This window comes from Phenylobacterium sp. LjRoot225, from assembly GCF_964252855.1.
Lineage (GTDB): Bacteria > Pseudomonadota > Alphaproteobacteria > Caulobacterales > Caulobacteraceae > Phenylobacterium.
In genome coordinates, this window is sequence record NZ_CAXUPL020000003.1 from 883,302 (window position 1) to 900,547 (window position 17,246).

A 17,246-nucleotide genomic window follows, 5' to 3' on the forward strand; every position below is an offset into this window, starting at 1 on the left:
GACTCACACCTCGGCGGTGGTCTTGATGATCCGCGAGACGATGCCGTATTCGACCGCCGCCTCGGCGTTCATCCAGAAGTTCCGCTGGGTGTCCTTGACGATCCGTTCGACGGTCTGACCCGTCTCCTCGGCGATCATCCGGTTCACCCGGTCGCGCATCTGGATGATCTGCTCGGCTTCGATCTGGATGTCCGAGGCTTGGCCGCGCATGCCGCCGGCCGGTTGGTGCAGCAGGAAGCGGGTGTTCGGCAGGCAGAGCCGGCGTTCCTTCTCCGCGCCCAGGAAGATGTGGGCGCCGGCGCTGGCGACCCAGCCGGTGCCGATCACCGTCACCGGCGCGCCGCAGAAGCGGATCATGTCGTGGATGGTGTCGCCGCTCTCGACGTGGCCGCCGGGCGAGTTGATGAGCATGCGGATCGGCGCGTCGCTCTCGGCGGCCAGGGCCGTCATCTGGGCGGTGACCCGCTCGGCCAGCCGCATGTCGATTTCGCCGAACACCAGGACCGTCCGCGACTTGAAGAGCGCGTTCTGGACCGGGCCCGCCGTCATCGGCATGTCGGGCTGACGGCCCTTTTCTTCGTCGCCGTCGTCGTCCAGCAAAGCGGTCCAAGTCGTCATGGGATCTCCTAAGGCGTCGGCCTGCAGCGAGACGCCTTCGTCGACTGCAAGCTGAGAATGCACCTCTAGCAGTTATTGGTCCCCGGGCCGTCCGGCAAGCGGGCAGGGGTGGAAATTCGGCGAAGAGGGCGTGCAGAGCGGTGATGGCCGCCCCCTCGACTGTCATCCGGGTTTCGCGCAGCGAAGACCGTGACCCATGAACACGGCGTGTCGATTTGAAGCGGGACCGTTGTGCGCGAGCGGGCTCGTCCGGTGTTCATGGTTCCCGGACAGCCGCTGCGCGGCTTCCGGGATGACACCGGAATCTTAATCGGCCCGACTGAGCTCCCGCGCTTTCGCCAGCCGCCCGACGGCCGCGTCCAGCACCTCGTCGCGCTTGGCGAAGCAGAGGCGCAGGATGGTGGTCACCGGCGTCTCCTCGTAGAGGGCCGAGACGGGGATGGAGGCGACGCCGGCCTCGCGCACGGCGCGCAGCGCGAAGGCGCGGTCGGCCTCCTCGACGCCCGAGGCGGGCAGGTCGAGGTTGAGGAAGTAGGTGCCCTGTCCCGGCAGGACGACGAAGCCTTCGCGCCTCAGGCTCTCGGCCAGGCGGTCGCGGGATCGTTCGAGCGTCCGCGGCATGGCGGTGAACCAGTCCGCCCCGGTCTCCAGCCCGAAGGCCACGGCGGTCTGCAGATTGGGCGGGGTGGTGAAGGTCAGGAACTGGTGGGCGCGGGCGAGCGTGCGGCTGAGCTCGGGGGCGGCCATCAGGAAACCGACCTTCCAGCCGGTCAGGCCGAACATCTTGCCGGCCGAACCGATCTTCACCGTCCGCCCGCGCATGCCGGGAAAGGCCATCAGCGGCCGGTGGACGGCGCCGCCGAACACCACCTGCTCCCAGACCTCGTCGCAGACGGCGGTGACGTCGTGGCGCACGCAGAACTCGGCCAGCAGCGCCAGGTCCTCCGGCGGCAGCACGACGCCGGCGGGATTGATCGGGTTGTTCAGCACCACGAAGCGGGTGCGGTCGCTGAAGGCGGCCTCGAGCATGGCCCGGTCGAACCGCCAGTGCGGCGGCGACAGGCGCAGCAGCTTCGGCGTCCCGCCGGCGCGGCGGATCAGCGGCAGATAGGCGTCATAGACCGGCTGGAAGACGACCACCTCGTCGCCCGGCTCGATCAGGCCGAGGAAGGTCGCGGCCAGGGCCTCGGTGGCGCCGGAGGTGATGGTGACCTCGCTCGCCCAGTCGAGGTCGAGGCCCTGGGCGCCGGCGTAGTGGGCGGCGACGGCCTGGCGCAGCTCGGGCAGGCCGACCATCGGCGGGTACTGGTTGTAGCCGTTGAGGACGGCGTCGGCCGCCTTGGCGCGGATCGCCTCCGGGCCCGGGTCGTCGGGGAAGCCCTGGCCGAGGTTGAGCGCGCCCAGTTCGCGCGCCAGGCCCGACATCTCCTCGAAGATGGTCGTCGGCAGGCTGGAGAAGATCGCATCGGCCATGCGGCGAGGATTCGCACCCCGCGCCGCCGGCGTCCAGCGTCAGGCGACCGCGCTGAGGTCCGCGGTTTCGCGGCTGATCGCGCCGGCCAGCGCCGCCAGCAGCCGCGTCGCCGTCACCGGTCGGTACATGTAGAGGTCGGCGCCGGCGGACAGGGCCGAAGCCCCGGCCTCGGCGTCCGAGGTGATGGCCAGGATCGGCGTGCGGCGCATCTGGCTGTGCCGTTCGATGCGGCGGATGGCGCGGATGCCCGCGACGGACTCGGCGGTGGCGCTGTTGACCAGGATCAGGTCGAACACGCTGGCTTCGGCGGCGAGCGCGGCCTGCAGCCCGGTCGCCACCTCGGCCAGGTCGATAGGCGTCTCGGCGGCGTCCAGCATGGCCCGCATGGCGAATCGGCTTTCGGCGTCGTCGTCGGCCGACAGCACCCGCACGATCTCCCGCGGCCCGCGGTCGCGGCGGTCGCCATGCTCCAGCGCCCGGACCATCAGGGTCTCCAGCGTGCCGGCGGCGGCCTCGACCAGGTCGACCACCTTCTTCAGCTCCGGCGTGACGCAGATCGAGGTCAGGACGCCGGCCGCGCGCAGAACCCCGAACAGCGGCGCGCGCTCGTCGTGGCCCAGGTGCGTCAGGGCGGCGGCGGCGTTCTCCATCCGGTCAACCGCGTCCTGCAGCTTGACCAGGTTGATTTCCAGGGTGCGGTCCGGGTCGTGCTCGCGGCGGCGGCGGATCTGCATCTCGGCGCGCCCATAGGCCAGTTCCGTGTCGACCGGGCGGGGAATGCAGTCGTTGGCGCCCAGCTCCAGCGCTTCAGCCGCGTCCTCGCCGCCGGGCCGGTCGGTCACCATCAGGATCGGCAGTTCGGTGCGGCTGCGGGTCTCGCGCATGCGCTGCAGGATCCCGAATCCGTCGGTCTCCGGCCCCTCGATGTCGAGGATCGCCAGGTCGAAGGGGATCATGCCGATCAGCGACAAGGCCTTCTCCTCGTCGGCGACATCCATCACTTCATAGCCGATGCGCGTGAAGCGCCGGCGCAGCTGGACGCGGCTCTCCTCGACGTCGCAGACGAGCAGCAGCCGGGTCGGCGAGACAGGCTTCGCCATGATCTTCCTCGTGATCCTGGGCGCATTTTGGCGCCGAGACGCCTCAGTAGGCCGAACAGCCTTAAAACCCGGTGCACGCGGGGGCGTCCCTCGTCGGCCTTTCGTCAGGCGAGGTCGCGTCCGTCCACCTTTCGTCAAGCATTTGGTCGCCCCATGGGGCATGCTTCCGGAACGTATGATGAACGGCGCGATTCGACCTGTCCGCATCCTGGGGCTCGACCCGGGCCTGCGCCGCACTGGCTGGGGCCTGGTGGCGGTCAGCGGCGCACGCATGGTTCATGTCGCCCACGGCGTGATCGCGCCGAAGGACAGCCTGCCGTTCGCCGAGCGGCTGCTGATCCTGTTCGAAGGGATCACCGAGGTGATCGCGACCCATGCGCCGGACGAGGCGGCGGTCGAGGAGACCTTCGTCAACAACAACGCCTCGTCGACGCTGAAGCTCGGCCACGCGCGGGCCTGCTGCCTGATCGCGCCGGCGCGCGCCGGCCTGCTGGTGGCGGAATACGCCGCCACGGTGGTGAAGAAGTCGGTGGTCGGCACCGGCGCCGCCGAGAAGGAGCAGGTCGGCTTCATGATCCGCCGCCTCCTGCCGACGGCCGGCCAGACGACCGCCGACGCGGCCGACGCGCTCGCCGTCGCCATCGCTCATGCCCATCACCGCACCGCGCGCGCCTACGCCTGAGGCCCAATGGCGCCATGGCGATTGATCCCGCGGAGCGCCGCAGGCTAGATCTGGAACAGATGTCGAACATGATTCCCGTTTCCACGCCTGAGAGGCGCTTCGCATGATCGGCCGGCTGCGTGGTCTCGTCGCCGAGGTGGGCGAAGAGGATGTGCTGATCGACGTGGTCGGCGTCGGCTATGTCGTCCGTTGCGGCGCCCGCACCCTCTCGCGCCTGCCGGCGATCGGCGAGGAGGCGCTGCTGCACGTCGAGACCCAGTGGTCCGAGCAGACCGGGATCACCCTCTACGGCTTCCTCTCCCGCGACGACCGCAAGGCCTATCTGGCGCTGCGGGCGATCCAGGGCGTGGGGCCGAAGGCGGCGCTGTCGGTGCTGGACGTGCTGCCACCCGCAGAGCTCGCCGCCGCCGCCGCACGCGACGACAAGGCCGCGGTCGCCCGCGCCCAGGGCGTCGGCCCCAAGCTCGCCCAGCGGATCGTCACCGAGCTGAAAGACAAGCCGCTGAGCGACCTCTCGGCCGCGTCCTTCCAGCCGAATGCGCTGGCTTCGGCCACGCCGGTCAAGGCCTCGGTCGCCGGCGAAGCCGTCGCCGCCCTGATGGGCCTGGGCGTCGCCGAGCCCGCCGCCCGTCGGGTCGTCGAGCAGGCCGTCGTGCGCCTTGGCGAGGACGCCGAGCCGCCGGCGGTGATCAAGGCCGCCCTGCAGGAGCTGGGCCGGTGAGGGCCGTGACGCGGCTGGCCCCCTCCACCCCTTCGGGGTCCCCCTCCCCCAGAGGGGGAGGAGAAGGAAGCCGCCGCCTAACTCTCCTCCCCCACAGGGGGAGGGGGACCGCGAAGCGGTGGAGGGGGCTGCCGCTCCTGGGGCTTCATCCATGACCCGCATCGTCTCCGGCGACGCCCAGCCTTTCGAGGGCCACGACAAGGCGATGCGGCCGCAGACCCTGTCGGAGTTCGTCGGCCAGGAGCAGGTGAAGGCCAATCTGCGCGTCTTCATCGAGGCGGCGAAGGCCCGCGAAGAAGCCCTGGACCATGTGCTGCTGTTCGGCCCGCCGGGCCTCGGCAAGACGACGCTGGCGCAGATCGTCGCTCGTGAGCTGGGCGTGAACTTCCGCGCCACCTCCGGCCCGGTGCTGGCCAAGGCCGGCGACCTGGCGGCGATCCTGACCAATCTCGAGCCGCGCGACGTCCTGTTCATCGACGAGATCCACCGGCTGGCGGCCAACGTCGAGGAGATCCTCTATCCGGCGATGGAGGACCACGTGCTGGACCTGATCATCGGCGAGGGACCTTCGGCGCGGTCGATCCGCATCGACCTGGCGCCCTTCACGCTGGTCGCCGCCACGACGCGGGCCGGACTACTCGCCACCCCGCTGCGCGACCGTTTCGGCATTCCGCTGCGGCTCGAGTTCTACACCCACGAGGAGCTCGCCTGGGTGCTGAAGGGGGCGGCGGTCAAGATGGGCCTGTCGCTGGCCGAAGAGGGCGCCTTCGAGATCGCCCGGCGCTCGCGCGGAACCCCCAGGGTCGCCGGCCGGCTGCTGCGGCGGGTCCGCGATTTCGCCGCCGCCGACGGCTCCACCGTCATCGACCGTAAGTCCGCCGCCTCGGCGCTGGCCAGGCTCGACGTCGACGAACAGGGGTTGGACGCCCTCGACCGGCGCTATCTGCGGGCGTTGATCGAGAACTACGCCGGCGGTCCGGCCGGGGTGGAGACCCTGGCCTACGCCATCGCCGAGGCCCGCGACGCGGTGGAGGACGTGATCGAGCCCTTCCTGCTGCAACAGGGCTTCATCCAGCGCACGCCGCGCGGCCGGATGGCCGCTTCCAAGGCCTACGCCCACCTGGGCCTCGCCGCCCCGCCGCCGAACGGCCGGCCGCCGGCGGCGGATCTGTTCGAGTAGGGGGAACCACGGAAAACACGGAAGAAGATGCGGCCGCGAACCACACGAACGGGGCGGACGATTCGGCCCTTCCCTATCCTCACCGTCATGGCCGGGCTTGTCCCGGCCACCCATGAACACCATACGACGTGAGTGTGCATGGGTTCCCGGCACGAGGCCGGGAATGACGGAAGCAGTGTGGTGGCGCGCTCTCAGTTCTGCGCTTCCGTGCTTTCCGTGTTTTCCGTGGTTCAAACCTGCTTCGTTCGTGTGGTTCGTGGAGAAATCCTCGTCCCCGGCTTTGCGCAGAAGAGACCAGGAGGGCGTCAATGGGCGACGAACCGAGCTCCGGGTGGCTGGACGGGATCGAGCACGTCCTGCCGATCCGGATCTACTACGAGGACACCGACTTCACCGGCGTCGTCTATCACGGCGGCTATGTGCGGTTCTTCGAGCGCGGGCGCACCGACTTCCTGCGGCTGGCGGGCGTCAGCCACGCCGCCCTCCTGGAGCGGCCCGACCCGCTGGCCTTCACCGTCACGCGGCTTTCGATCGACTTCCGCCGCGCCGCACGGATCGATGACGCCCTGCAGGTCCGCACCCGCTACGAGGCGGTGCGGGGGCCGCGGCTGTTCATCCGCCAGCGCATCCTACGCGACGAGGCGCTGGTGGCCGAAGCCGAGGTCGAGGCCGCCTGCATCGATCTTTCCGGCCGCGCCCGGCGGCCTCCGGCCGATCTGGTGGCGGCGCTGACCCCTTATTTCGCATAGGCGGGGGTCCGGAAGGGGCGCGGCGCGTTTGCAACGGATTCCTTCGCCGCGCGAAGCGCATTAGCCTCGCCACAAGTTCGCCATTCCGGCGCGCCAACCCCAGCCATCCAAACTCGCCCGGAGCCCAAACCCGCATGGACGTCGCCGCCGTCACGCCCGACAGCTTCAACTTCATCTCCCTCTTCATGCGGGCCGACTGGGTGGTGAAGTTTGTGATGCTCGGCCTGGGCCTGGCCTCGCTGTGGTCGTGGGCGGTGATCCTCGACAAGACCTTCCGCTTCGCCAGCCTCAACCGCGAGGCCGACCAGTTCGAAGCCCAGGTGGGCGCGGGCCAGAGCCTGGAGGAGGTCGCGGCCAACGCGGGCGAGCTGCCGCGGCACGCCCTGCCGCGCATGCTGCAGGCGGCGCTCCGGGAATGGCGGGACACAAAGCTGAAGCCGACGTCCGAGGGCCAGACCGCCTTCCTGATTCAGCGGATCGACCGGGTGCTGGACACGATGATCGCCCGCGAGAGCGCGCGGGTGGAGGACGGGCTGGGCGTGCTGGCCATCGTCGCCACCGCCTCGCCCTTCGTCGGCCTGTTCGGCACGGTCTGGGGCATCATGCACGCCTTCCAGGCCATCGCCCTGCAGAAGAACACCAACCTGGCGGTGGTGGCGCCGGCGATCGCCGAGGCGCTGTTCGCCACCGCCATCGGCCTGATCGCGGCCATTCCGGCCTACATCGCCTTCAACGCCTTCTCGACCAAGGCCGGCAAGTACGCCGCGCGGCTGGAAGGTTTCGCCGATGACCTGCACACCGCCATCCAGCGGCGGCTGGCGGAGAGGGTCTGAGGCATGGCGCTCTCCGCCAACGACGCCTTCGCCGCCGGCGGCCGGCGCGGTCGCCGCCGACGGCGCGGCAGCCAGCGCGGAGCCCTGTCGGAGATCAACGTCACCCCGCTGGTCGACGTGATGCTGGTGCTGCTGATCATCTTCATGATCTCCGCGCCGCTGCTGACCGCCGGGGTGCCGGTGGAGCTGCCGAAGACCGAGGCGGGCTCCATCCAGGACCAGGCCGAGCCGCTGTCGGTCTCGATCCGCGCCGACGGCGCCATCTTTGTCGGCGAGCGGCAGGTTCCCTTCTCGAGCCTCGCCCCGCAGTTGCGCGAGATGGCCGGCCCGGAGGCGAAGAAGCCGGTCTTCGTGCGCGCCGACGGCAAGGCCTCCTATGCGGTGGTGGCCCAGGTCATGGCCGCGCTCTCCACCTCGGGGTTCACCTCGATCAACCTGATCACCGACACCGGCGGACCGTCGTCCGGCGGTTCGGCCCCCGGCGACAAACCGATGAGCTTCGCGCCTGACGGCGCCAACGGGGAGCCGCGCGCGCCGTGACCCGCCGGGAGATCTCGCCCGCGATGATCGGCTCGGCCACCCTGCACCTGGCCGTGGCCGCCGCCCTGCTCATCTCCTGGCGCCATCCGCGCGACCTCAAGATCGGCGCCGTGGTGCCGGTGACCATCGTCAGCAATGCGCCGGCGGCCGAGCTCAGCCCGGCGCTCGCGGCGCCCGAGACCCAGACCGCCCAGGTCGCGGAGCCGATCCTCGACGCGCCGCCGGAGCCTGTCCCGCCCACGCCTGAGCCGACCCCGCAACCGCCGAGGCCTCCGGCCAAGGCCGCGCCTGCGCCCAAGCCTGCGCCCACCCCGGCCAAGACGCCGGCGCCGAAGCCCACGCCCGCCAAGGCCGAAAAGAGTCTCGACCTCGACGCCCTGGCCGCCAGCGTCTCGAAGATGGCCAAGCCCGCGTCCGGGGCGAAAGGCGCGCCGCGGCCGGAAACTGCGCCGCAGGCCCGCACCGGCGCCGGCCAGGCCGCCGTGTCCGCTGCGCTGAACGGCCTGGCCGACGAGCTGCAACGGCGCTGGAACCCGAACTGCGCCGTGGCCGACGCACGCCAGGTCGTGGTCGCCGTGACCTTCACGCTCAACTCCGGCGGCGGGGTGGTCGGTCAGGCGCGCGGCCAACTGGCCCAGGGCGCTCAGACGCCCGCCGCCTTGACCGCCGCTGACCGCGCGGTCAGCGCCGTCTACGCCGCCGCCCCCTTCCGCAGCCTTCCGCGGGAAGTCTACGGCCAGCCCATTCGCGTGAACTTCGACGCCCGGAAGGCCTGCTCATGAGGATCCGCTTGCCCAGAAACGTCCGCTTTCAGGCTCTGGTCGCCGCCTTCGCCGCGGTGGTGTTCGCCTTTGGACTCGCGGCGCCGGCCGCGCGCGCTGAGATCGAGGTCAACGTCAATCGCGGCGACGTCCAGCCGCTGCCGATCGCCGTGCCGGCCTTCGGCGGCGGTCAGGCCGGCGCCGACATCGCCTCGGTGATCGGGGCCAATCTGCAGCGTTCGGGCCTGTTCCGGTCGCTGGATCCCGCGACCTTCATCGAGAAGGACCTGAACGCGGCGGTCCAGCCGCGCTTTCCCGACTGGAAGCAGATCAACGCCCAGGCGCTGGTCAATGGCCAGGTCACCGTCCAGGACGGCCGGCTGGTGGTCGACTTCCGGCTGTGGGACGTGTTTTCGGAACAACAGCTTCTCGGGCTGCAGTTCACCTCCAGCCCGGAGAACTGGCGGCGCGTGGCGCACAAGATCTCCGACCAGATCTACGAGCGGCTGACCGGCGAGAAGGGCTATTTCGACACCCGCGTCGTCTTCGTCGCCGAGACCGGGGGGCGGGCCACGCGCACCAAGCGGCTGGCGATCATGGACCAGGACGGCGCCAACCCCAGCTACCTGACCGACGGCTCCTACATCGTCATGTCGCCGAGGTTCTCCTCCAACAGCCAGGAGATCACCTACATGGCGCTGCGGCCCGAGGGCTCGGCCATCTATCTCTTCAACCTGGAGACCGGCCGGCGCGAGAGCTTGGGCGCGTTCAAGGGCATGGTGTTCGCCCCGCGGTTCTCGCCGGACGGCGCGCGCGTCGCCTTCTCTGTCGAGCGCGGCGGCAACAGTGACATCTTCGTCATGGACCTGCGCAACCGCTCTAGCGCGCGGATCACCTCGGACCCGGCGATCGACACCTCGCCATCCTTCTCGCCGGACGGGAGCCGGATCGTCTTCAACTCCGACCGCTCCGGCACGCCGCAGCTCTATGTGATGGGCGCGGACGGCTCGGCCCCGCGCCGGCTCTCCTACGGCCAGGGCCGCTACACGACCCCGGTCTGGAGCCCGACCGGCGAGTTCATCGCCTTCACCAAACAGAGCGGCGGCGAGTTCCACATCGGGGTGATGCGCGCCGACGGCTCCGACGAGCGGCTGCTGACCTCCAGCTACATGGACGAGGGCCCCACCTGGGCGCCCAATGGCCGGGTGCTGATGTTCTCGCGGGAAACCGCGGACGGCGTCTCGAAACTGTGGAGCGTCGACGTCACCGGCAGGATCCTGCAGCCGGTGCCATACCCGGCCAACGCCTCCGATCCCGCCTGGTCGCCGCTGCTCAACTAGTTGCGTACAGCCTACAGCTGTGAACTCTGTCCCGGCCGACCGCCCAAGTCCAAACTGGCCGCACTCAAAGGAGACGCCTTCGTGAAGTCTACGACAGTCAGGACCGCCCTGCGCCTTGCGCTGATCGCCACCGCCGCGGCCTCGATGGCCGCCTGCGCCTCGCGGCCGAAGCCCACCGGGCCCGTGGCCGCCGCTCCGCCGCCGGCGCCGCCGCCCGCGGAACAGACCGCGCCGCCCCCGAGCCCGGTGGGCGAGAGCGTCCTGCCCGGCTCCGAGCGCGACTTCGTGATCAACGCCGGCGACCGGGTCTATTTCGACTTCGACCGCTACGACGTGCGCACCGACGCCCAGCCGATCCTCGACGCCCAGGCGGCCTGGCTGCAGCGCTATCCGGCGGTCCAGGTGCGGATCGACGGCAACTGCGACGAACGCGGCACCCGGGAGTACAACCTCGCGCTCGGCGCCCGCCGGGCCAATGCGGTGCGCGATTACCTGACCGCTCACGGCGTCGCCGCGGACCGGATCACCACCGTGTCCTACGGCAAGGAAAAGCCGATCGACGCCGGCTCCGGTGAAGAGGCCGACGCCCACAACCGCAACGCCCACACCGCACTTTTGAGCGGCGCGCGCTGAAGGCTCGAGGTCTCATGAGCTTCCCCCGCTTGCGTGTCGCGGCCACGGCGCTCGCTCTGGTCCTTGGCGTAGGGCTGGCGGCCGGGCCTGCGCTCGCGCAGACCTCGCTGGACGATCCGCTGGACGCGCGCGACGCCAAGCGGGTGGATCGCATGGAGAAGGTGGTGCGGGAGCTCCGCTCCATCGTCTTCCAGCTCAAGGAGACCGGAAAGCCGGTGGTGGTGCAGCCGGCGGACACCGACGCGCGGCTGCAGGACCTGGCCAACCGCCTCGGCGACCTCGAACAGACGCTGACGCGGATCAACGGCTCGCTCGACGCGACGTCGCAGGAGGTGGACCAGGCCCGGCGCGCCAACGCCGACCTGCAGGCTCAGGTGAAGGCGTTGAGCGACCGGCTGACGGCCGTCGAGCAGAAGGCCGAGGCCGCCGCCGCCCCGCCGGCCCCCGCGGCCCAGGACGCGCCGGCGCCGCAAGCCAGCCCCACGGAAGCCTTTGCGAAGGCGCGCGAGCTGATGCTGGGCGGCGACTACGCCGGGGCGGAAGGCGCCTTCGCGGCCTACGTCCAGACCTATCCGGACGCGCCGCGCGCGCCCGAGGCCCGCTACTGGTGGGGCAAGACGCTGAGCGTCCGCGGCGCCCACGCCCAGGCCGCCACCGCTTACATCGGGGCGATCCGCGGCTGGCCGAAGACCACCTGGGCGCCGGACGCGGTGAGCGAACTGGCCCGCTCCCTGGTGGCTCTGAAGAAGCCGGCCGACGCCTGCGCGACCCTCTCCGAACTCGCCAAGCGCTACCCCAAGGCGCCGCCCGCCGTCACCAGCCGCGCCACAGCCACGGCGCGCCAGGCGAAGTGCGCGGCGTAAGCGGCGAGGGGGCTTGCCGCCGCGTCCTCGATCGACGGCTTCTCGCCGACAGCCCGCGCCCGATCGCGGTCGCCCTGTCCGGCGGAGGCGATTCCGTCGCCCTGCTGTTGGCGGCGCGGTCATGGGCCCAGGCCCATGGCCGGCGGCTGATCGCGCTGACCGTCGACCATCAGCTGCAGTCCCAGAGCCGCGCCTGGACCGAGGCCTGTGCGCGGCTGGCCAAACGGATCGGCGCCGGATTTCAGGCGCTGGCCTGGGAGGGCCCCAAGCCGGCCCTGGGCCTGCCCGCGGCCGCCCGCGCGGCGCGCCACCGGCTGTTGGCGGACGCCGCCCGCAGCCTGGGCGCGCGCGTCCTGCTGATCGGCCACACCGCCGACGACGTGCTGGAGGCGCGGGCGATGCGCGCCGCTGGCGCCACGACGCCCGAGCCCCGCGAATGGTCGCCGTCGCCGGCCTGGCCGGAGGGACGGGGGCTCTTTCTGTTGCGGCCGCTGCTGGGCGTCCGGCGCGCAGAACTGCGCGATTGGCTGACCGTTCACGGCGAGGCCTGGATCGAGGATCCGGCCAACGCCGACCCACGGTTCGCCCGGGCTCGGGCGCGAGCCGGCCTGTCCCACGCGGGGGAGGTGGTGTTCGCCCCGGATGTCCCGCTGGCGATCGCCGGTCTCTGCCGCTTCGATCCCTGGGGCGGGGTCGCTTTTCCGCGGGCGGCGTTCCGCGCCGCGCCGCGCGCCGAGGCGCAGAGGCTGCTGGGCCTGGCCTGCGTCTGCGCCGGCGGCGGCGTCCGCCCGCCGGCTTCGGCGGCGCGGGACCGTTTGAGCGAGCGGCTGCGCGGCGAGGGGGAGGTGGTCGCCACCCTGGCCGGGTCGCGCATCCAGGCCCACGACGAGGCGGTGCGGATCGTCCGCGAGGCCGGCGAGGCGCGGCGCGGCGGGCTGCAGCCGCTGGTCCTGGCGGCCGGCGCGAGCGGGGTCTGGGACGGCCGTTTCGAGGTGGCGGCCGGGGGCGAGGGGCTCGAGGTGCGGCCGTTGCGCGGTCTGGCGCGGCGGCTGCCGGAAGATCAGCAGCGCGCGCTTGCGCGCATGCCGGCCGCCGCGCGGCCAGCCCTGCCGGCGATCGTCGCGGCCGACGGCGGCGTCAGCTGCCCGCAGCTCGGGGTTTCGCCTGCGCGGATGGAGCGCCTGGTCGAAGGTCGGCTGCGCGCGGCGGCGGGCCTGGTCGAGCGCGAGCCGCTCTAGGTGTGCTGGATCTGAAGTTCGCCAGCATCTGGGTCATGCGCCGTGGCGAACTTCAGATCCAAAAAGCACACTAGAAACTTACACTTGCACACCTAGTGTCCTTCTCGATCCGAAGTTCGTCGGAGCCCGCCAGAAGCGCCTGCGAACTTCGGAATCGGGACACTAGGCGGCCCCGAAGCCGCCGGCTTGCAGCACATGCTCGACGCCGCGCACGATCGGGTCGGCGAACTTGCGGCCGAGCAGGTTGGCGTGGCCGGCGTGGGCGACATGCTCGACGTAGCCGTGGTGCGAGTCGCGCGCCGGGACCGCCTGAATGGCTTTCAGCGACGGCGCGGCGCGTTCGGCGCCGGCGGTGACCACGGCGATCGGCATGTGCGGCGGGAAGTCGGCCTCGGCGGCCTGGTCGGAGGTCGTGGGCCAAAAGGCGACCTCTTCGGCCGACCAATGGGCGTGCGGGGCCGAGCCGTAGATCCGGCGTTTTTCCGCGGCGGCTTCACCGATCAGGCCGATCCGGTCGCCGGAGAGGGCGGCGACGGGGCGCATCATGCCGAGCCGGGCGCCGTGGCTGACCCAGCGCAGCGCCCGGCCGAAGGCGCGCACGGCGCTCGGGCCTGCGGCGGTCTTCATGATGTCCGGCGTGACCGCGTCGACCAGCACGACCCCCACCGTCTGGGCCGGATGGGTGAGGGCGTAGAGGCGCACCATCAACCCGCCCATGGAGTGGCCGACCAGGATGTAGGGGGCCGGTTCGTCCAGCTCGCGCAGCAGGGCGGCGAGATCGGCGACGATGGCGCGTCCGTCGCGCGGCTTCGGACCCGGATCGGAATGGCCCAGGCCCGCCCGATCATAGGCCAGGCTGCGCAGGCCCTTGGCGGCGAGGCGGTCCTGCACCACGGCCCAGTCGGAGGCGCAGCCGAAGGCGCCGTGCTCGAGGACGATGGTCGGGCTGGCGCCGCGGGGTCCGGCGAGCACCACGCGCAGGGCGCGGTCGCCGAGATCGACCATTTCACCCCGGCAGGGCGGACGCTGGGATACGGACATCGTACTTGTGAACGCCTTGGCGCCGTCGATCCTTCAACTGAGATAGGGCGGCCGGGCTCGGCCGTCGAGGCCCCGAGGGTTCAGTTTCTGATCTTGAAGCGGGCGTGCGGCCGGCCCTGTGCAACGCCGGTCCGCCGCCTAAGCCGTCGGCGCCTATGTCGTCAGCGGTCGCCGTTGCGCACCAGCTCCAGGAATTCCTGCCGCGTGCGGGGGTCGTCGCGGAGCACGCCGAGAAGGCTGCTGGTGGTCAGGCGCGAGCCCGGGGTGTTCACGCCGCGCATGGTCATGCAGCTGTGCTCGGAGACGATGACCACGCCGACGCCCTTGGGCTTCAGGATGTCCTGAATGGCCTGGGCGATCTCCGACGTCAGCTTCTCCTGGATCTGCAGCCGGCGGGCGAAGCCGTTGACCACCCGCGCCAGCTTCGAGATCCCGACCACCCGGTCCGAGGGCAGGTAGCCGACGTGCGCCTTGCCGAGGAAGGGCAGCATATGGTGCTCGCAGAAGCTGACGACGCGAATGTCGCGCAGGACGACCAGTTCGTCGTAGCCGCCCACTTCCTCGAAGGTGCGCTCCAGGTATTCGCGCGGATCGGCCTCGTAGCCGGCGAAGAGCTCGCGATACGCCTTGGCGACCCGCTTGGGCGTCTCGAGCAGGCCTTCGCGGGATGGATCGTCGCCAGCCCACTCGATCAGGGTGCGCACCGCGTCTTCGGCGTCTTGCTGGGTGGGGCGTTTTTTTGCGTCGTCGGACATCACAATTCTCCCGCGGCGATCCGTCTCAACGTCTGACCTGAAGTCAAGGTTCAAGGTGCGGATGACATCGCCCAACCGCGCAGCTAGGGTCCCGCGCTTTCCGGCATCCTGACCCCAGCTTAGAGACCTCGACCTATGGCCGACGACGCTTCCCCCCACTCCGACGTGCTCAACGGCACGGCTCAGACCCAGCTGAAGAGCATCATCGAGCGCGTAGAGCGTCTCGAGCAGGAAAAGACCGAGATCGCCGAGCAGATCAAGGAAGTGTTCGCTGAGGCCAAGGGCAACGGCTTCGACGTGAAGATCCTGCGCAAAATCGTCCGCATCCGGAAGCAGGACCGCGCCAAGCGGATGGAGGAGGAGGCGATCCTCGACCTCTATCTGTCGGCGCTCGGAGAAATTTGAAGCGCAAGCCCACCGATCCTAAGGCGCAGGCCAAACGTGCTGCGCTGAACGCGCTGAAGCGCGCCCGCCGCCAGGCCGAGCGCGCGGGCGTGAAGCTCTCCGACTGGGAGGGCGAGTTCCTGGGGTCCGTCGAAGACCGGCTGAAGACCTTCGGCCGCGCCTTCGGCGATCCCGAGAAGGGCGCCGCCGGCGAGGCGCTCTCCCTCCTGCAGCGGGTCAAGCTGAAGGAGATCGCCGTGAAGGCCAAGGGCGAGAAGCCCGCCCGGTTCGGCCGGCGAAAGCCAAAGGCTGAATCCGACGACTGAGTTCAATCACAGCGTCCCAAACGCCCCCTCAGTCGCTACGCGACAGCTCTCCCGCTGGGTGGTGGAGCATCTTCGGCCCAGATCCTCCACCGCAACGCGGGGGAGGTGGCTCGCGCAGCGAGACGGAGGGGCCGTTCGGCGCTCGCCTCGTCCCCCAACCTGCGGCGTCTTGTCCAGTCCGGCGCCGGGCTATATCACTGCCGCAGTGCTGATCTCGGCGAGTAGGCGCAAGGCCTGTCGGCCGTTCGTATCCTCGCAGCGACACGAACAATCACAGGCGCGGGGCCGCTGCGGCGATGTCCGTGCAGGGCTCTGAAGCCCGGGCGGGAAACAGATGGCGCTCTACACCACCCTTCATCTGCACAACGTCCCTGCGGGGCGTGAGGCCGAGTACGCCAACTGGTTCGACGGTCCGCACCGCGAGGCGCTGGCGGCCTTGCGCGGCTTCAAGGCGGCCGACCGCTACGACGTCACCCCGGAACAGATGATGCCGGACATCCCGCAGCCGTGGCGCTTCCTCAGCGCCTACGACTTCGACCTGCCGGATCCGAAGATCGACCTGCCGGCGCTGGGCCCGCTGATCGCCGAGGCGCGCGACGCCGGCCTGATCGACGACGCCGACGAGAGCGAGCGCCTCTACAGCTACGCGATGTTCTCCGACTGGAAGGCCAGCCCGAACTGGCGGCGGGACGAACCCTTCTCCGGCGTCAGCATCATCCTGGCCAACTTCACCATCGGTCGGGAGGCCGAGTACCAGAAATGGTACGAAGAGGTGCACAGCGTCGAGGTCATCAACGTCCCCGGCCACGTCGCGATGAAGCGCGGGGCCCTGTCGGACGTGCAGATCGAGCCGCGCCGCTACTGTCCTGGCGAACAGTTGGTCTTCACCGGCTGCCAGACCGACGACCTGACCTTCACCCACCGCGACTTCAGCGCCCGGGCGGGCGGCCGCAGTCCGAGCGGGATCGCCATGGAGCCGCGCTCCAAGGCCGCGTCCGTCGCCCGCACGGTGCACTACTTCCGCAAGATCAGCGGCGACAGGTTCTGGAGCGGCGGGGTCGCCTACGGCGGCGATCTGTCCGTCTATCGGCAATAGTCTCGATCGCTCGCTGGGAGCCGGCGCGCCGCCGGTCTCAGGGGGCCTGTCAAGTATCGCCGGCACGATGCGGAAGGGTCTTGTCCTCTTCCGCTCCTCCGGCGCAACGATGAACCAGCCTGCCGCCTGTGCGGGCGCAATATATTGGAGCGGGGATTGTCCAAGATCATCGTCATCACCGGCGCCGGCGCCGGCCTTGGCAAGAACCTGGCGCAGCGGTTCGCGTCTGAAGGCGACACCGTGGTGCTGCTTGGCCGCACCCTCTCCAAGGTGCAGGCGGTCGCAGCCGAAATCGGCGAGCGCGCCATGGCGGTCGAATGCGACGTCGGCTCCGCCGAGTCGGTGCGCGCAGCCTTCGCAGCGGTCGCCGCGCGCTATCCGAAGATCGACGTGCTGATCAACAACGCGGCGATCTTCGAGCCGGCCACAGTGGCCGAGGCCAGCGACGCCCACATCATCAATACGATCAACATCAACCTGATCGGCTCGATCTTCTGCGCGCGCGCCGCCATCCCGATGCTGGGCGCCGGCGGCCACATCATCAACGTCAGCAGCGAATCCATCGACGTGCCGTTCTGGCACCTGACGCTCTATCAGACCTCCAAGGCCGGCCTCGAGCGGTTCTCGCTCAGCCTGCACCGCGAGCTGGAGCCGAGCGGCATCCGGGTGACGATCATCCGCGCCGGTCAGATGATGGAAGAGGGCAAGGCCACCGGCTGGGACCCCGAGGCGGCCAAGCGCTTCCACATCGCCAACCTGCAGGGCGGCGTCGACCTGATGAAGCGCCCGATCTCGCAGTTCGCCTCGGTGACCGGCATCTTCCGCGCGGTGATCGACCTGCCGCCGGACGTGCATGTCGTCAACGTCCAGGTCCACGCCCGGGCCGCGGGCTGATGGCGGCCGCGGCGCGGG

At 70.5% G+C, this 17,246-nt stretch carries 20 protein-coding genes; 15 read left to right on the forward strand and 5 right to left on the reverse strand.

The genetic code is table 11. The annotated features are described in order from the left end of the window. Positions 1-3 precede the first annotated feature (3 nt). The 3 genes from ACSQ2B_RS19415 to ACSQ2B_RS19425 all read right to left on the reverse strand — a co-directional run bounded on the left by ACSQ2B_RS19415 (position 4) and on the right by ACSQ2B_RS19425 (position 3,192). Positions 4-618 (reverse strand): ATP-dependent Clp protease proteolytic subunit, encoded by a 615-nt coding sequence (locus tag ACSQ2B_RS19415; protein ID WP_436052349.1) that lies wholly within the window; start codon positions 616-618, stop codon positions 4-6. Between the two features lie 306 nt (positions 619-924). Then, positions 925-2,091, reverse strand: a complete 1,167-nt coding sequence (locus ACSQ2B_RS19420; protein ID WP_436052350.1) for an aminotransferase — start codon at positions 2,089-2,091, stop codon at positions 925-927. Between the two features lie 39 nt (positions 2,092-2,130). Continuing rightward, the gene (locus ACSQ2B_RS19425; protein ID WP_436052351.1) at positions 2,131-3,192 is read right to left on the reverse strand and encodes a response regulator; all 1,062 of its coding nucleotides are present in this window, start codon (positions 3,190-3,192) and stop codon (positions 2,131-2,133) included. Positions 3,193-3,367: 175 nt separating this feature from the next. On the opposite strand from ACSQ2B_RS19425, the gene ruvC reads away from it, so the two are divergent. From ruvC to tilS, 11 genes are all read left to right on the forward strand, one after another. Beyond that, the gene (ruvC, locus tag ACSQ2B_RS19430; protein ID WP_436052628.1) at positions 3,368-3,874 is read left to right on the forward strand and encodes a crossover junction endodeoxyribonuclease RuvC; all 507 of its coding nucleotides are present in this window, start codon (positions 3,368-3,370) and stop codon (positions 3,872-3,874) included. Positions 3,875-3,977: 103 nt separating this feature from the next. Continuing rightward, the gene (gene ruvA, locus ACSQ2B_RS19435; RefSeq protein ID WP_436052353.1) at positions 3,978-4,595 is read left to right on the forward strand and encodes a Holliday junction branch migration protein RuvA; all 618 of its coding nucleotides are present in this window, start codon (positions 3,978-3,980) and stop codon (positions 4,593-4,595) included. Between the two features lie 151 nt (positions 4,596-4,746). Next, positions 4,747-5,775 carry a Holliday junction branch migration DNA helicase RuvB gene (gene ruvB / locus ACSQ2B_RS19440; RefSeq protein WP_436052354.1) on the forward strand — a complete coding sequence of 343 codons (1,029 nt, stop codon included), beginning with the start codon at positions 4,747-4,749 and terminating at the stop codon, positions 5,773-5,775. Positions 5,776-6,083: 308 nt separating this feature from the next. Then, the gene (locus ACSQ2B_RS19445) at positions 6,084-6,524 is read left to right on the forward strand and encodes a YbgC/FadM family acyl-CoA thioesterase (RefSeq protein WP_436052356.1); all 441 of its coding nucleotides are present in this window, start codon (positions 6,084-6,086) and stop codon (positions 6,522-6,524) included. Positions 6,525-6,658: 134 nt separating this feature from the next. Further along, a complete protein-coding gene (tolQ, locus tag ACSQ2B_RS19450; RefSeq protein ID WP_436052357.1) occupies positions 6,659-7,357 on the forward strand; it encodes a protein TolQ in 699 nt (232 codons plus the stop codon). A 3-nt stretch (positions 7,358-7,360) separates the two neighbouring features. Then, the gene (locus tag ACSQ2B_RS19455; RefSeq protein WP_436052358.1) at positions 7,361-7,897 is read left to right on the forward strand and encodes an ExbD/TolR family protein; all 537 of its coding nucleotides are present in this window, start codon (positions 7,361-7,363) and stop codon (positions 7,895-7,897) included. Next, on the forward strand, positions 7,894-8,679 hold the full coding sequence (locus ACSQ2B_RS19460; protein WP_436052360.1) for an energy transducer TonB: 786 nt from the start codon (positions 7,894-7,896) through the stop codon (positions 8,677-8,679). Before ACSQ2B_RS19455 ends, ACSQ2B_RS19460 begins: the two co-directional genes overlap by 4 nt. 8 nt (positions 8,680-8,687) lie before the next feature. Beyond that, on the forward strand, positions 8,688-9,998 hold the full coding sequence (tolB, locus tag ACSQ2B_RS19465) for a Tol-Pal system beta propeller repeat protein TolB (RefSeq protein WP_436052361.1): 1,311 nt from the start codon (positions 8,688-8,690) through the stop codon (positions 9,996-9,998). A 144-nt stretch (positions 9,999-10,142) separates the two neighbouring features. Beyond that, positions 10,143-10,631, forward strand: coding sequence for a peptidoglycan-associated lipoprotein Pal (gene pal, locus ACSQ2B_RS19470; protein ID WP_436052629.1), 489 nt, complete (start codon positions 10,143-10,145; stop codon positions 10,629-10,631). A 14-nt stretch (positions 10,632-10,645) separates the two neighbouring features. Then, complete coding sequence (ybgF, locus tag ACSQ2B_RS19475) at positions 10,646-11,494, forward strand: tol-pal system protein YbgF (protein ID WP_436052362.1); 849 nt, start codon at positions 10,646-10,648, stop codon at positions 11,492-11,494. Then, positions 11,482-12,732, forward strand: a complete 1,251-nt coding sequence (gene tilS, locus ACSQ2B_RS19480; RefSeq protein WP_436052364.1) for a tRNA lysidine(34) synthetase TilS — start codon at positions 11,482-11,484, stop codon at positions 12,730-12,732. The genes ybgF and tilS overlap by 13 nt, the downstream gene beginning before the upstream one ends. Before the next feature lie 162 nt (positions 12,733-12,894). Here the strand turns inward: tilS and ACSQ2B_RS19485 are convergent, their stop codons facing one another. Both ACSQ2B_RS19485 and folE read right to left on the reverse strand, forming a co-directional pair. Continuing rightward, positions 12,895-13,773: an alpha/beta fold hydrolase gene (locus ACSQ2B_RS19485; RefSeq protein WP_436052366.1), complete on the reverse strand. Its 879-nt coding sequence runs from the start codon at positions 13,771-13,773 to the stop codon at positions 12,895-12,897. Between the two features lie 161 nt (positions 13,774-13,934). Then, the gene (folE, locus tag ACSQ2B_RS19490; RefSeq protein ID WP_436052368.1) at positions 13,935-14,528 is read right to left on the reverse strand and encodes a GTP cyclohydrolase I FolE; all 594 of its coding nucleotides are present in this window, start codon (positions 14,526-14,528) and stop codon (positions 13,935-13,937) included. A 135-nt stretch (positions 14,529-14,663) separates the two neighbouring features. On the opposite strand from folE, the gene ACSQ2B_RS19495 reads away from it, so the two are divergent. The 4 genes from ACSQ2B_RS19495 to ACSQ2B_RS19510 all read left to right on the forward strand — a co-directional run bounded on the left by ACSQ2B_RS19495 (position 14,664) and on the right by ACSQ2B_RS19510 (position 17,228). Next, a complete protein-coding gene (locus ACSQ2B_RS19495) occupies positions 14,664-14,933 on the forward strand; it encodes a DUF2312 domain-containing protein (protein WP_436052370.1) in 270 nt (89 codons plus the stop codon). Further along, entirely contained in the window at positions 14,930-15,238 is a 309-nt protein-coding gene (locus ACSQ2B_RS19500) for a hypothetical protein (RefSeq protein ID WP_436052372.1), read from the forward strand. The genes ACSQ2B_RS19495 and ACSQ2B_RS19500 overlap by 4 nt, the downstream gene beginning before the upstream one ends. A 334-nt stretch (positions 15,239-15,572) precedes the next feature. Further along, complete coding sequence (locus ACSQ2B_RS19505; protein WP_436052373.1) at positions 15,573-16,334, forward strand: hypothetical protein; 762 nt, start codon at positions 15,573-15,575, stop codon at positions 16,332-16,334. A gap of 156 nt (positions 16,335-16,490) precedes the next feature. After that, the gene (locus tag ACSQ2B_RS19510; RefSeq protein ID WP_436052374.1) at positions 16,491-17,228 is read left to right on the forward strand and encodes an SDR family oxidoreductase; all 738 of its coding nucleotides are present in this window, start codon (positions 16,491-16,493) and stop codon (positions 17,226-17,228) included. The last annotated feature ends 18 nt before the right edge of the window (positions 17,229-17,246 follow it).

What these genes read in the sequence shown, in the direction of transcription:
- ACSQ2B_RS19415 (WP_436052349.1), bottom strand. Translation starts at nt 618, where the DNA reads ATGACGACTTGGACCGCTTTGCTGGACGACGACGGCGACGAAGAAAAG.
- ACSQ2B_RS19420 (WP_436052350.1), bottom strand. Translation starts at nt 2,091, where the DNA reads ATGGCCGATGCGATCTTCTCCAGCCTGCCGACGACCATCTTCGAGGAG.
- ACSQ2B_RS19425 (WP_436052351.1), bottom strand. Translation starts at nt 3,192, where the DNA reads ATGGCGAAGCCTGTCTCGCCGACCCGGCTGCTGCTCGTCTGCGACGTC.
- ruvC (WP_436052628.1), top strand. Translation starts at nt 3,368, where the DNA reads ATGATGAACGGCGCGATTCGACCTGTCCGCATCCTGGGGCTCGACCCG.
- ruvA (WP_436052353.1), top strand. Translation starts at nt 3,978, where the DNA reads ATGATCGGCCGGCTGCGTGGTCTCGTCGCCGAGGTGGGCGAAGAGGAT.
- ruvB (WP_436052354.1), top strand. Translation starts at nt 4,747, where the DNA reads ATGACCCGCATCGTCTCCGGCGACGCCCAGCCTTTCGAGGGCCACGAC.
- ACSQ2B_RS19445 (WP_436052356.1), top strand. Translation starts at nt 6,084, where the DNA reads ATGGGCGACGAACCGAGCTCCGGGTGGCTGGACGGGATCGAGCACGTC.
- tolQ (WP_436052357.1), top strand. Translation starts at nt 6,659, where the DNA reads ATGGACGTCGCCGCCGTCACGCCCGACAGCTTCAACTTCATCTCCCTC.
- ACSQ2B_RS19455 (WP_436052358.1), top strand. Translation starts at nt 7,361, where the DNA reads ATGGCGCTCTCCGCCAACGACGCCTTCGCCGCCGGCGGCCGGCGCGGT.
- pal (WP_436052629.1), top strand. Translation starts at nt 10,143, where the DNA reads ATGGCCGCCTGCGCCTCGCGGCCGAAGCCCACCGGGCCCGTGGCCGCC.
- ybgF (WP_436052362.1), top strand. Translation starts at nt 10,646, where the DNA reads ATGAGCTTCCCCCGCTTGCGTGTCGCGGCCACGGCGCTCGCTCTGGTC.
- ACSQ2B_RS19485 (WP_436052366.1), bottom strand. Translation starts at nt 13,773, where the DNA reads ATGTCCGTATCCCAGCGTCCGCCCTGCCGGGGTGAAATGGTCGATCTC.
- folE (WP_436052368.1), bottom strand. Translation starts at nt 14,528, where the DNA reads ATGTCCGACGACGCAAAAAAACGCCCCACCCAGCAAGACGCCGAAGAC.
- ACSQ2B_RS19495 (WP_436052370.1), top strand. Translation starts at nt 14,664, where the DNA reads ATGGCCGACGACGCTTCCCCCCACTCCGACGTGCTCAACGGCACGGCT.
- ACSQ2B_RS19505 (WP_436052373.1), top strand. Translation starts at nt 15,573, where the DNA reads ATGGCGCTCTACACCACCCTTCATCTGCACAACGTCCCTGCGGGGCGT.